This window comes from Vibrio sp. VGrn 2, from assembly GCF_009361695.1.
Classification (GTDB): Bacteria; Pseudomonadota; Gammaproteobacteria; order Enterobacterales; family Vibrionaceae; genus Vibrio; species Vibrio diabolicus.
This window is the reverse complement of record NZ_RBWD01000002.1, coordinates 506,422-518,888: the sequence shown is the minus strand read 5'-3', so window position 1 is coordinate 518,888 and position 12,467 is coordinate 506,422. Positions and strand designations below refer to the sequence as shown.

15 protein-coding genes are annotated in these 12,467 nt (G+C 44.7%); all 15 read left to right on the top strand.

Going from position 1 to position 12,467, the window contains the following annotated elements; translation table 11 throughout:
- The first annotated feature begins 340 nt into the window (after positions 1-340).
- The 15 genes from cydA to D8S93_RS06170 all read left to right on the top strand — a co-directional run bounded on the left by cydA (position 341) and on the right by D8S93_RS06170 (position 12,463).
- A complete protein-coding gene (gene cydA / locus D8S93_RS06240) occupies positions 341-1,927 on the top strand; it encodes a cytochrome ubiquinol oxidase subunit I (protein ID WP_104971476.1) in 1,587 nt (528 codons plus the stop codon).
- 17 nt (positions 1,928-1,944) lie between these two features.
- Positions 1,945-3,081, top strand: coding sequence for a cytochrome d ubiquinol oxidase subunit II (cydB, locus tag D8S93_RS06235; protein WP_006742909.1), 1,137 nt, complete (start codon positions 1,945-1,947; stop codon positions 3,079-3,081).
- Positions 3,082-3,093: 12 nt separating this feature from the next.
- Entirely contained in the window at positions 3,094-3,201 is a 108-nt protein-coding gene (gene cydX / locus D8S93_RS06230) for a cytochrome bd-I oxidase subunit CydX (RefSeq protein WP_000270284.1), read from the top strand.
- A complete protein-coding gene (gene ybgE / locus D8S93_RS06225; protein ID WP_319802965.1) occupies positions 3,194-3,496 on the top strand; it encodes a cyd operon protein YbgE in 303 nt (100 codons plus the stop codon). The genes cydX and ybgE overlap by 8 nt, the downstream gene beginning before the upstream one ends.
- Positions 3,497-3,668: 172 nt before the next feature.
- On the top strand, positions 3,669-4,088 hold the full coding sequence (ybgC, locus tag D8S93_RS06220; RefSeq protein ID WP_012841975.1) for a tol-pal system-associated acyl-CoA thioesterase: 420 nt from the start codon (positions 3,669-3,671) through the stop codon (positions 4,086-4,088).
- Positions 4,078-4,776 (top strand): protein TolQ, encoded by a 699-nt coding sequence (tolQ, locus tag D8S93_RS06215; RefSeq protein ID WP_005378301.1) that lies wholly within the window; start codon positions 4,078-4,080, stop codon positions 4,774-4,776. Before ybgC ends, tolQ begins: the two co-directional genes overlap by 11 nt.
- 3 nt (positions 4,777-4,779) lie before the next feature.
- On the top strand, positions 4,780-5,223 hold the full coding sequence (locus D8S93_RS06210; protein ID WP_005378298.1) for an ExbD/TolR family protein: 444 nt from the start codon (positions 4,780-4,782) through the stop codon (positions 5,221-5,223).
- Positions 5,224-5,236: 13 nt separating this feature from the next.
- Positions 5,237-6,304, top strand: a complete 1,068-nt coding sequence (gene tolA, locus D8S93_RS06205) for a cell envelope integrity protein TolA (RefSeq protein WP_152812470.1) — start codon at positions 5,237-5,239, stop codon at positions 6,302-6,304.
- 12 nt (positions 6,305-6,316) lie between these two features.
- Positions 6,317-7,669, top strand: coding sequence for a Tol-Pal system beta propeller repeat protein TolB (gene tolB / locus D8S93_RS06200; protein WP_005390758.1), 1,353 nt, complete (start codon positions 6,317-6,319; stop codon positions 7,667-7,669).
- A 30-nt stretch (positions 7,670-7,699) separates the two neighbouring features.
- Positions 7,700-8,224 (top strand): peptidoglycan-associated lipoprotein Pal, encoded by a 525-nt coding sequence (gene pal / locus D8S93_RS06195; protein ID WP_005378293.1) that lies wholly within the window; start codon positions 7,700-7,702, stop codon positions 8,222-8,224.
- 15 nt (positions 8,225-8,239) lie between these two features.
- Positions 8,240-8,992 (top strand): tol-pal system protein YbgF, encoded by a 753-nt coding sequence (ybgF, locus tag D8S93_RS06190; RefSeq protein ID WP_047008561.1) that lies wholly within the window; start codon positions 8,240-8,242, stop codon positions 8,990-8,992.
- Positions 8,993-9,245: 253 nt separating this feature from the next.
- Complete coding sequence (nadA, locus tag D8S93_RS06185; protein ID WP_005390762.1) at positions 9,246-10,307, top strand: quinolinate synthase NadA; 1,062 nt, start codon at positions 9,246-9,248, stop codon at positions 10,305-10,307.
- A 118-nt stretch (positions 10,308-10,425) separates the two neighbouring features.
- On the top strand, positions 10,426-11,469 hold the full coding sequence (locus D8S93_RS06180; RefSeq protein WP_152812468.1) for a potassium channel protein: 1,044 nt from the start codon (positions 10,426-10,428) through the stop codon (positions 11,467-11,469).
- A complete protein-coding gene (locus tag D8S93_RS06175; protein ID WP_152812465.1) occupies positions 11,469-11,885 on the top strand; it encodes a DUF350 domain-containing protein in 417 nt (138 codons plus the stop codon). Before D8S93_RS06180 ends, D8S93_RS06175 begins: the two co-directional genes overlap by 1 nt.
- Before the next feature lie 8 nt (positions 11,886-11,893).
- Positions 11,894-12,463, top strand: a complete 570-nt coding sequence (locus D8S93_RS06170; protein WP_005390768.1) for a DUF1190 domain-containing protein — start codon at positions 11,894-11,896, stop codon at positions 12,461-12,463.
- Positions 12,464-12,467 lie beyond the last annotated feature (4 nt).

Sequence of the window (12,467 nt, the reverse complement as noted above, 5' to 3'; positions counted from 1 at the left end):
GCTCGCAACTGGTTAATTTCTCTCCTGATTACTCTCTCTTAACATCCGTATCTAATACTGGTTGATCTGGATCAATGTGATGGATTTTTGTTCAAATTCCGCGCATAAACATTGATGTATATCAAAGCGCATTCCGGCTATAAACCTTTTGAAACAATCTGTTTTTACAAGTAATATTAGCCCTAGCTATATTAGCTGATGCTTAACAATTAACTAACCAATGAAGCACATTTTTGCAACAATGAGTTGTGATAATTCAACATTTTTCAAGTGTAAATAACACTTGAATATGGATTGCAATATGTAGAGAGTGTCATTCAGCCGACACATAGGAGTTACCATGATTGACGTAGTTGATCTATCGCGGTTGCAGTTTGCACTGACAGCGATGTATCACTTCCTATTCGTACCATTGACCCTTGGTATGGCCTTCCTTCTGGCCATTATGGAATCGATGTACGTAATGACGAACAAGCAAATCTACAAGGACATGACCAAGTTCTGGGGTAAGCTATTCGGTATTAACTTTGCACTTGGTGTGGCGACAGGCCTTACCATGGAATTCCAGTTTGGTACGAACTGGTCTTACTACTCCCACTATGTAGGTGACATCTTCGGTGCGCCGCTAGCGATCGAAGCCCTTGTCGCATTCTTCCTGGAGTCAACTTTTGTTGGTCTATTCTTCTTCGGGTGGGATCGTCTATCTAAACGTCAACACTTAGCGGTTACTTGGCTTGTGGCGCTGGGCTCTAACTTCTCTGCACTTTGGATTCTTATCGCAAACGGCTGGATGCAAAACCCAGTAGGCGCGGACTTCAACTTCGAAACCATGCGAATGGAAATGGTAAGCTTCTCTGAAGTTGTACTAAACCCAGTTGCTCAGGTTAAGTTCGTGCATACGGTTGCTTCTGGTTACACTTGTGGCGCAATGTTTATTCTAGGCATCAGTTCATACTACCTATTAAAAGGTCGTGACATTGCGTTTGCTCGTCGTTCATTTGCTATCGCTGCATCTTTCGGTATTGCAGCTATCTTATCTACCATCGTTCTTGGCGACGAATCTGGCTACGAGCTTGGTGAAGTTCAAAAAGTGAAGCTTGCTGCAATTGAAGCAGAATGGCACACAGAGCCAGCTCCAGCAGCGTTTACGTTGTTTGGTGTTCCTAACCAAGAAACCATGCACACAGATTACGCAATTAAGATCCCTTACGTAATGGGTATCATCGCGACACGTTCTTTTGATGAGCAAGTAACAGGTCTTCGTGACCTACGTGATGAGCACGTCGATCGTATTCGTGACGGTATGTACGCGTATGAACTTCTAGAGAAGCTTCGCGCAGGTGACAAGTCAGAAGAAAACATGACTGCGTTTGATGAAGTGAAGGGTGACCTAGGTTACGGTCTACTTCTAAAACGCTACACAGACAATGTTGTTGATGCGACAGAAGAGCAAATCCAAGCAGCTGCGGACGATTCAATCCCAACAGTATGGCCGCTATTCTGGTCATTCCGTATCATGGTTGCTTGTGGTTTCATCATGCTATTCGTTTTCGGTGCGGCATTTGTTCAAACGTGTCGTCAGAAGATCGAACAAAAACAATGGATTCTTAAAGCTGCACTATTCAGCATCCCACTACCGTGGATTGCGATTGAAGCGGGTTGGTTCGTCGCTGAGTACGGCCGTCAGCCTTGGGCTGTAGGTGAAATTTTACCAGTGCATGTTGCAGCTTCTGCACTAACTGCTGGCGAAATCTGGACTTCACTATTCGCAATTCTGGCGCTATACACGGTATTCCTGGTTGCAGAAGTTTACCTAATGTTGAAATTCGCTCGTAAAGGTCCAAGTAGCCTGAAAACGGGTCGCTACCACTTCGAGCAAAATGCTGACTCTGTTGAAGACAAAGTTAGTCGCCAAGTAGAAGCGTAAGGTAAGGAGATAACAAGATGTTTGATTACGAAATCTTGCGACTCATCTGGTGGGTACTAATCGGTGTTCTACTAGTTGGTTTTGCAGTAACAGACGGTTTCGATATGGGTGTAGGCGCGCTTGTACCTATTATCGGTAAAAACGACACGCAACGTCGCGTCATGATTAACTCAATTGCCCCTCACTGGGATGGTAACCAAGTTTGGCTTATCACTGCTGGTGGTGCATTGTTTGCAGCTTGGCCTTTGGTTTACGCAACGTCATTTTCAGGCTTCTACTTAGCGATGATTTTGACACTAGCAGCGCTATGGCTTCGTCCTCTGGGCCTAGACTACCGCTCTAAAATTGAAGATCCAAAATGGCGCAATACCTGGGATATCTGTATCTCAATCAGTGGTTTTGTTCCACCAATCATCTTTGGTGTAGCGTTTGGCAACCTACTACAGGGCGTACCATTCCAATTGAGTGAGTTCTTGATGCCAACATACCACGGGTCATTCTTTGGTCTTCTAAACCCATTTGCACTGCTGTGTGGCCTAGTTAGCTTGTTCATGATTTTGATGCAAGGTTCGACTTGGCTACAAATGAAAACAACGGGCGAAGTGCATGTGCGTGCTCGCAACGTTGCTCAGTTGGCAGGTTTACTGACGGTTGCAGCGTTTGTAGCGGCTGGTTTCTGGATCCAAAATATCGATGGTTACGTCATTGTTGGCGGTATCGACACTAATGCAGCTTCTAACCCTCTAAACAAAGAGGTAATCCGTGAAGCTGGTGCGTGGATGAAGAATTTTGAAAACTACCCACTACTATGGGCTGCTCCTGTACTAGGTGTTGCAATGCCGCTTCTTGCCGTATTGGCATCTCGTCTTGAAAAATGTGCGATTTCGTTCATTACTTCAAGTCTGGGTGTTGCTGGCGTTATCTTTACTGCAGGCTTTGCGATGTTCCCATTCATCATGCCTTCAGACTTAATGCCAAGCCACAGCTTAACAATGTGGGATGCAACGTCATCTGAACTGACTCTGAACCTAATGACAGGCGTTGCGTTTGTTATGGTACCAATCATCCTTGGTTATACGTCTTGGACTTACTACAAGATGTTTGGTCGCCTTGATGATCAGTACATTGAAGACAACAAAAACTCACTTTACTAAGGAGCATTTACTATGTGGTATTTCGCATGGATTCTAGGTGTACTACTTGCTTGTGCATTCGGTATCATCAACGCTCTTTGGTTAGAGCACTCAGAAATGATGGATAAAGACAGTGAGTAATCTCGCTGATAAGGTAGCGCAACTTCACGCTCCGATGGATAAGACTCTGTTAAGAGTCTTATCTCTCATCCTTGGCTTTATGCATGTAGGATTGGTGATGTGGGATCCTGAAGCTTACCATCAAGCAATTGGTGGTTTTAACTCAATCATCGCACCAGCACTGATTTGGTCTGTATGCTCAAGCATGATTTACGGTGTGGGCTTCAAACCGAGAAACTGGTACTGGCAAGTTTTGTTTAGTCCCTACTTTTCGTTAGCTATCTTAATTTATTTAACGGCACTTTATTTCTTTTAGGCTGAAATACGCTGTAATAAAGTCGGTTACTAAATCATCGAATAAAAGCTAGGTATTTCGCCTAGCTTTTATTTTTTCTACAAATTTCAAAAATATTCCCTTAGCTCGGTACCAATTGCTGTCGCTTCAGTTATAGTAATTACTTTAAAGAATTGAATATATTGGGACTCCCTTGCAAGGCACATCAAATCTCTTTCGCTGGCCGATCACCGTGTACTATGAAGACACCGATGCGGGCGGCGTTGTATATCATTCTAATTATCTAAAATTCTTTGAGCGCGCGCGGACAGAAATGTTACGTGCTAAAGGCATTTCTCAACATGTGTTATTGGAACAAAATATCGGCTTTGTTGTCCGACACATGGATATTGATTTCAACCAAGGGGCAAGGCTGGACGAGCATTTGACAGTATTAACCCGAGTGTCAGAAATAAAACGTGCTTCCCTGCAATTCTGTCAAGAGTTGGTCAATGATCAAGGCAAGATATTGTGCAAGGCCTCTGTTAAGGTAGCATGTATCGATAATAAGAAAATGAAACCAATAGCTATTCCAACCTTTATAAATTCGGAGCTAACAAATAGTGACTGCTGATATTTCCATTTTAGATCTCTTTCTTCAGGCCAGTCTGTTGGTAAAGCTTGTGATGCTGACGTTGCTTGGCATGTCAATTGTGTCATGGGCAATGATCATCAAGCGCAGCAAAGTGCTTTCTCAAGCGTCAAAGAATGCAGAGCAGTTTGAAGACAAATTCTGGTCGGGTACTGATCTTTCTCAGCTTTACCAAAAAGTAAAAGCGCGTAAAGACGAAATTGAAGGCACAGAAGAAATTTTTTACGCGGGTTTCACGGAGTTTGCTCGTCTACGTAAGAGCAACGCAAACTCACCAGCGTACATCATGGAAGGCACTGGCCGCGCAATGCGCGTTGCTGTCTCTCGTGAGGTTGATGAACTAGAAACAAGCTTACCGTTCTTAGCGACAGTTGGTTCTATCAGTCCTTACATCGGCCTATTTGGTACTGTTTGGGGCATCATGCACGCTTTTATTGCGTTGGGTGAAGTAAAACAAGCTACGCTGTCTATGGTTGCCCCAGGTATCGCCGAGGCATTGATCGCGACAGCGATGGGTCTATTTGCGGCTATTCCGGCTGTAATGGCCTACAACCGCCTAAGCAATAAAGTGAGCAAACTAGAGCACACTTACGCAACATTCTCTGAAGAATTCCACAGCATCCTTCATCGTCAAGCGATGGCTGGCCGAGACAGCGCGGATAAGGAATAAAGCATGGCGGGTTATCAACCTAAAAAGCGAAAAATGACAGCGGAGATCAACGTTGTTCCGTACATTGACGTAATGCTCGTACTGTTGATCATTTTTATGGCGACCGCTCCATTTGTGACTCAAGGCGTCGATGTTGATCTTCCGAAAACATCGACCGCTGAATCTATGCAAGACCTTGCTGGCGAAACTGACAGTAGTTTTATCATCATCGAAATTGATAGCGAGGGTAATTTAGGCCTAAGCGTAAACGATGAAGAAGTTCAGCGAGGTTTGTCGTTGCAAGATGTTATTGTGCGAGTGAAAGCGGAGCGAGAGGTTAAGCCAGATTCACCAGTTGCGGTAGGTGGCGACGCGGCAACACCATATGCCGATGTTGTGCTATTGCTGGATGAACTAAGTCGAGCTGGTATCCCTAAGGTAGGTCTAATGACCGATATCAGGGAATAGACATCAATTATCTATGAAAGATCACAAGAAGAAACCCAACCAATACGCCAAACCGATAGCGATATCGGTTGGTTTGCATGCAATTCTCGTTGCAGCCCTGCTTTGGGGGACGGACTTCAACATGTCTAAACCAGAGCCTACAGGGCAAATGGTTCAAGCTGTTGTCATCGATCCAAAACTTGTGCAGCAACAAGCGAAAGAAATTCGCCAGCAACGCGAAAAGGCAGCAAAAAAAGAACAAGAGCGTCTTGATAAATTGAGACGCGAAGCAGAGCAGCTAGAAAAAAACCGTAAAGCTGAAGAAGAGCAAATTCGCAAGTTGAAAGAACAGCAAGCGAAAGATGCTCAAGCGGCACGAGAAGCAGAAGCTGCACGTAAGAAAAAAGAACAAGAGCGCAAGCAGGAAGAAGAACGTGTTCGCAAAGAAAAAGAGCGAGCTGCTAAGCTAGAAAAAGAGCGTAAGGCAAAAGAAGAAGCTGTGCGTAAAGCTGAGAAGGAGCGTTTAGCGAAAGAAGCGGCTATAGCAAAAGCTGAGCAAGAACGTCTAGCTCGTGAGAAGGCAGCAAAAGAAGCGGAAGAAAAAGCACGTCGTGAGCGTGAAGCTGCTGAAAAAGCTGAAAAAGAGCGCATTGCAAAAGAGAAAGCGGCAAAAGAGGCGGCAGAGCGAGAGCGCAAAGCGAGAGAAGCTGCGGAACGTGCAGAGCGCGAGCGTAAAGCGCAAGAAGCCGCGCTAGATGATATTTTTGCGGGCCTTGAGGATGAGGTTAGTAAAAATAGTGCTGCTCGAAATCAATTTATTGACGATGAACTTTCTCGAATGTCATCCATCTATACTCAAAATATTCAGCAAAAGTTGATTAAGGATGACTACTTGCTGGGAAAGGAGTGTAGGGTAAACATCAAATTGATTCCGACAGGAACTGATATGATGGTCTCTGGTGTTACCGTTTTGAGTGGCGATACTCGAGTATGTGCAGCGGCGAAGAGAGCGATAGCTCAGGTAGGGACGTTCCCTAAATCTTCAGAAGCTGCGGTAAACGAAAGACTAAAAGACATCAACATAACTGTTGCTTTGGACTAAAAGGAATAAGACGTGATTAGACGCCTTTTACTAGGAATGTTTGTACTGTTTAGCAGTATGACAAATGTGGCGAATGCCGCATTAGAGTTGGTCATTACCGATGGTATTGATTCAGCACGACCAATTGCTGTTGTTCCGTTTAAGTGGGAGGGCACTCAAGCGCTTCCAACGGATATTTCTGCTGTTATTGCCTCGGATTTGCAACGCAGTGGTAAGTTCAGCCCCGTTCCAACGAGCAAGATGCCACAAACTCCGTTCAGCGAATCAGAAGTCAATTTTGACGCCTGGACTAATTTAGGTGTAGATGCTCTGCTGACTGGCTCAATCAAACAAAACGCTCAAGGTGATTACGTTATCAACTATCAACTTGTTGATATTGTGCGTGGCCAGCTAACGGGTGGAAAAAGTAAAGCGCTTGGTAGCGATGGCGAATTAGTACTGTCAAAAGATCATGTGCTGTTCAATAAGGTCGCGACCGTTCAAGGCCCTCGCATGCGTGAGTACGCTCACCGCATCTCTGATTTGGTGTATGAGCAGTTAACGGGTGATCGTGGCGCCTTCATGACCCGTATTGCATACGTGGTGGTGAATGATAAAGACCGTTTCCCTTACCAACTTCGTGTGGCTGATTACGATGGTTACAACGAGCGCTTGGTTTTACGTTCTAAGCAACCATTAATGTCACCAGCATGGTCGCCAGATGGTAAAAAGCTTGCGTATGTTAGCTTCCAAAATGGTCAAGCAGAAATCTTTATCATGAACATCTACACCGGTGAGCGTGAGAAGATCACTTCATACCCACGTCATAATGGTGCGCCAAGATTTTCTCCTGACGGCAATAAGTTAGCGATTGTTCTCTCTAAGACAGGCTCGCTTCATGTTTACACGTTCGATCTTAACACTCGCAAGCTGACGCAAATTACGCGTGGCAGATCAAATAATACTGAACCGTTCTGGCATCCAGATGGAAAATCGTTGATTTTCACATCGGATAGGGGTGGTAAACCACAGATTTATCAAGTAAATTTGGGCAGCGGTTCTATTGACCGTTTGACTTGGCAAGGCAGCCAAAATTTGGGTGGCCAAATTACTCCTGATGGGCGATTCCTAGTAATGGTGAACCGCAGCAACGCAGGATTTAACTTGGCGAAACAAGATTTGGAAACTGGTGCTCTTCAAGTCTTAACTAAGACCTTGCTTGATGAGTCTCCTAGTATTGCCCCAAACGGTGGCATGGTTGTGTATAGCTCGATTTACAACAAGAAAAACGTACTATCGATGGTGTCAATTGATGGTCGATTCAAAGCTAGATTACCGGCAACAAATGGGCGTGTTAGAGCGCCTGCATGGTCACCGTTTTTGTAGTAATAAGTTTGATTAATAAAGGAAAATAAGATGCAACTGAACAAGGTTCTAAAAGGGCTACTAATCGCGCTTCCTGTAATGGCTGTTACAGCGTGTAGTTCAAGCGACGACGCTGCTTCTAACACTGGTGCAGCAACAAACAACAATGGCGCAGTTGAAACAACAGTAGCTACGCCAATTGATCAAAGCGGTCAGCTAACAGAGCAAGAGCTAAAAGAGCAAGCGCTACGTGAAACTCAAACAATCTACTTTGCTTTTGATAACTCAACAATTGCAGCAGATTACGAAGAGATGCTTGCAGCTCATGCTTCTTACTTAAGCAAGAACCCAGCTCTTAACGTAACTATCGAAGGTCACGCTGATGAGCGTGGTACTCCTGAGTACAACATCGCTCTTGGTGAGCGTCGTGCACAAGCAGTAGCGAACTACCTGCAAGCACTAGGTGTTCAAGCTGACCAAATCTCAATCGTTAGCTACGGTGAAGAGAAGCCACTTCTTCTAGGTCAATCAGATGAAGTTTACGCTAAGAACCGTCGCGCGGTTCTAGTATACTAATTCGAGGTAATCCTCATGTTCAGTAACACTAAGCGCGCTGTTGCGCTTACGTTACTGGCAAGTGCAGCGAACTTTGCGTTCGCTGCACCAGCTCCAGTATCCGATCTCAACAGCACATCATCCGTCTCTAAGAGCCGTTCATCTGAAACGGAAGTAGAGCGTCTAGAGCGCTTGCTACAAAACCGCAATCGCGTTCAGCTCCAAATGCAACAGCAAATTGACCAAATGTCACAAGAGATCAGTGAGTTACGTGGTCAATTAGAGCGAAATAGCTACGAAATGAAGCAAATGTTGCAACGTCAACGAGAGTTGTTTGTCGAGCTAGATCGTGTGCGTGGAGAAATCAAATCCGCGCCTGCGCAAGATGCGAAACCGGCTAAAACAGGTGGTCAGTACACACCAAATGTTGATGAGCAAACGGCATACCAAAATGCAGTCGACCTCATTCTCAAGAAACGTGACTACACTGGCGCAATTGCAGCGTTCCAGCAGTTCCAGAAAGATTATCCTGACTCCACATACTCAGCGAACTCTCACTATTGGCTAGGCCAATTGTACTTCGCTAAGAAGCAGGACAAAGATGCTGTAAAGAGCTTTGCTGCGGTGGTGTCTTATAAAGACTCCAATAAGCGAGCCGATGCTTTGCTCAAGTTAGGTGAAATCGCTGAGCGTAATAACAATGCAGCTCAAGCGAAAAAGTACTACCAACAAGTGGTTGATGAATACCCAGGTAGTGCATCTGCAAAACTTGCCAGCTCTAAGCTGTAAGACGTTATGTTTTAAAAAGGAAGCTTCGGCTTCCTTTTTCTTTTCCGTCTCTTTATCGGTGGTGATCGAATAAATCGAGAGGAATGGCATCGAGCCTTTTATCCCCATCTTGCAACGGATCCTTTCAATCAGAAATGCTACCTGCAACAAAGATATACGGCTAGATAGCTAGAAATCCCCGTGACAAGTTGGTTTTTGAAAATTAACGAGGTTACAATACTCGGATTAAAGGAAGTTGCGTAGAGCAAGAGCAATGAGCCATATATTAGATAAAATCGACACTGTTTACCCATTCCCACCGAAGCCAGTTCCATTAAGCGAAGAAGAAAAAGCGTCTTACATTGAGCGCATTAAAAAGCTGCTAAAAGAAAAGGATGCGGTACTTATCGCACACTATTATACCGATCCTGAGATTCAAGCCCTAGCGGAAGAAACGGGTGGTTTTGTTGGTGACTCGTTGGAAATGGCGAAGTTTGGTAATCGTCATCCTGCAAGCACACTGATCATTGGCGGTGTTCGCTTTATGGGCGAGTCGGCCAAAATCCTAACACCAGAAAAGCGAATTCTAATGCCAACGTTGGAAGCGGAATGTTCGCTCGATCTTGGCTGTCCAGCGGATAAGTTCAGTGAGTTCTGTGATGCTCACCCTGATCACACTGTTGTGGTTTATGCAAATACGTCTGCTGCTGTTAAAGCTCGTGCCGATTGGGTCGTTACATCAAGCATTGCGCTTGAAATCGTGGAACACTTAGACGCTGAAGATAAGCCAATTATTTGGGGACCGGACCGTCACTTAGGATCGTACATCGCTAATAAAACTGGCGCAGACATGCTGCTATGGCAAGGCGAGTGTGTGGTTCATGATGAGTTTTCTGCTGATGCGCTACGCAAAATGAAGAGCGTGTATCCAGATGCGGCTATTTTGGTTCACCCTGAATCACCAGCAAGCGTGGTTGAACTTGCCGATGCCGTTGGATCAACGAGTCAGCTGATCAAAGCAGCGAAAGCGCTTCCTCACAAACAAATGATCGTTGCGACAGACAAAGGCATTTTCTTTAAAATGCAGCAACTTGTGCCAGAGAAAGAACTTATCGAAGCGCCAACCGCAGGTGCTGGCGCAACATGTCGTAGCTGCGCACACTGCCCTTGGATGGCAATGAACGGTTTGAAAGCGATAGAGAAAGCGCTTAGTGAAGGCGGTGAAGAACACGAGATCTTTGTTGATGAAGAATTGCGTGTTAAATCGCTAATTCCGTTAAATCGTATGTTGGACTTTGCTGAGCAGCTAAATATGCAAGTGAAAGGTAATGCTTAAAAAGTAGGCGTAACTGAAAGTAAATCTCAAAAACCAGCCGAATATGGCTGGTTTTTTTGTGTCTTACTATCAATGAGTTACTATTGATGTAATCAATGAATATCGAGGTCATAAATTTATGGCGGTGTGGTTAATAGTTAAAAAGTGGCTTAGTTCACACCTTTTTAAATTGAGCAACCGAAGTCTTCTCATCTTTAGTGGCTTGTATGTGAGCCTTTCATGGGGACTGCTCGTTCTCGCTGGTGAAACCGCATTAACAGACAGCTTCTCTAACTTTATCTATTACCTTATGGTTACGGCGAGTACGGTGGGTTATGGCGATCATTCTCCAGTGACAGATTTGGGTAAATGGGTTGTTGTACTGTTTGTGATCCCAGGCGGCTTGAGCCTATTCGCTGCATTATTGGGACGTGTCGCTGGAGCAGCGATGGATTACTGGCGAGCGGGTATTTTAGGAAAACGGAGAGTAAGAGTGGAAAACCATATTGTATTGTTGGGTTGGAATGGATCGAGAACGATGCACCTTATTCGCATGTTACAACATGAAGAAGAGGGGAAGCGTCCGATTGTTTTATGCAGCCGTTCAGAAATAGAAAACCCGTTGCCAGGCGAGATCAGTTTTATCAAAGTGACCAGCTACACGGATTCGCAAGAGATGAAAAACGCCAATATTGCTGAAGCAGCTTGCGTTATTGTTGATAACCTCTCGGACGATATCACGCTGTCAGCCGCGCTGTACTGTGCTTCTGTGAATCCTTCCGCACATTTGGTCGCTTACTTTAAAGATGAGGCGTTAGGCCGTCTTTTAAGTCAACACTGTCCTAAAGCGGAATGCATACCTGCAGTTGGCGCAGAAATGCTGGCAAAAGCGGCGGTAGATCCAGGCTCAAGTGCACTTCACCAAGAGCTATTAGCTTCAACACGGGGTATGACTCAATACTCGGTCATTTATCCTGAAAGGCTGCCAGTAACTACTGTTGAGAGTCTCTTCGTTTTTCTCAAAAGACGTCATCATGCCACGCTAATTGCTTTTGACATTGGCCATGGTATCCAACTCAACCCAGATTTAGATGCAGAAGTACCACCGAGTACCAAGCTGTTTTACATTGCAGATGAACGTATTGAAGATTTTGCATGGAAAGAAATGAACAAGGAACAATAATGCACATGATTGCTGACCTGTTAGCAGGTTTTCCCAATTTTTTACTCTATTTTTCTGTTTCTATTATTTTCGTTTTGGCGTTTAAGTTCATCTACGTCAAGTTTACGCCTTACGATGAATGGCACCTGATCAAAGAAAAGCAAAATACAGCGGCAGCGATTGCACTGAGTGGCGCATTTCTTGGTTATTGTATTGCGATTTCGGGGGCGGCAAAAAACTCAGTCAACATTGTCGATTTTATGGTATGGGGCGTTGTTGCAATGCTGGCGCAGATCATTGCATTTGCGATTGTACGTTTTGTTTTACTTCCAAAAGTGACTGAGCGTATCGAAAAAGATGAGCTGCCTGCCGGTATTGTATTAGCGGCTGTTTCTATATCGGTCGGTGTATTAAATGCCGCTTGTATGACGTACTAGGAGGAACGATGAAGCGGAGTTCTAACGTTAAACGTTCTTCCATGGACAAAAGTTTAAAGCTTGGGAAAATTATTCCCTTTGCTGCTTTTGGCGGTATTTTCTTCTTTGCGACACAAGAATCGAAAACCGAAGGCTACATTTTTTCTGACGCTGATGAATGCAAATCAAACTCGCCAGAGTTCAGTGAGCAGTGTGACATTGCTTATCAAGAAGCTTTGGCTCGCGCCGAACGAAATGCCCCTCGCTACAACAATGAGTTCGAATGTGAAAATGATTTTTACGAAGACGATTGTTACTACAGTTCCAGTTCCCGAGCTTATGTGCCTCACTTTGGGGGCTTCTTTTACAGTCGAGCACTGAGCGGTTTGAAAGGTTACAACAAGAGCTATTACTCTGAACCAATGTATCGCTATAAATCCAAATTCTATAATGGTGCGGGACAATTTTTTGGTTCCTATCGTAATCAGCCGACGAAGGTTGCGACCAGTAACCTAAATAAACGTGGTGGCGGAACTATTGGTAGAGCGATGTCTCGAGGCGGGTTTGGTAAAGCGGTATCGGTCAGCCGAGGCGGTTAATAAG

What these genes read in the sequence shown, in the direction of transcription:
- cydA (WP_104971476.1), top strand. Translation starts at nt 341, where the DNA reads ATGATTGACGTAGTTGATCTATCGCGGTTGCAGTTTGCACTGACAGCG.
- cydB (WP_006742909.1), top strand. Translation starts at nt 1,945, where the DNA reads ATGTTTGATTACGAAATCTTGCGACTCATCTGGTGGGTACTAATCGGT.
- cydX (WP_000270284.1), top strand. Translation starts at nt 3,094, where the DNA reads ATGTGGTATTTCGCATGGATTCTAGGTGTACTACTTGCTTGTGCATTC.
- D8S93_RS06210 (WP_005378298.1), top strand. Translation starts at nt 4,780, where the DNA reads ATGGCGGGTTATCAACCTAAAAAGCGAAAAATGACAGCGGAGATCAAC.
- tolA (WP_152812470.1), top strand. Translation starts at nt 5,237, where the DNA reads ATGAAAGATCACAAGAAGAAACCCAACCAATACGCCAAACCGATAGCG.
- pal (WP_005378293.1), top strand. Translation starts at nt 7,700, where the DNA reads ATGCAACTGAACAAGGTTCTAAAAGGGCTACTAATCGCGCTTCCTGTA.
- ybgF (WP_047008561.1), top strand. Translation starts at nt 8,240, where the DNA reads ATGTTCAGTAACACTAAGCGCGCTGTTGCGCTTACGTTACTGGCAAGT.
- nadA (WP_005390762.1), top strand. Translation starts at nt 9,246, where the DNA reads ATGAGCCATATATTAGATAAAATCGACACTGTTTACCCATTCCCACCG.
- D8S93_RS06180 (WP_152812468.1), top strand. Translation starts at nt 10,426, where the DNA reads ATGGCGGTGTGGTTAATAGTTAAAAAGTGGCTTAGTTCACACCTTTTT.
- D8S93_RS06175 (WP_152812465.1), top strand. Translation starts at nt 11,469, where the DNA reads ATGCACATGATTGCTGACCTGTTAGCAGGTTTTCCCAATTTTTTACTC.
- D8S93_RS06170 (WP_005390768.1), top strand. Translation starts at nt 11,894, where the DNA reads ATGAAGCGGAGTTCTAACGTTAAACGTTCTTCCATGGACAAAAGTTTA.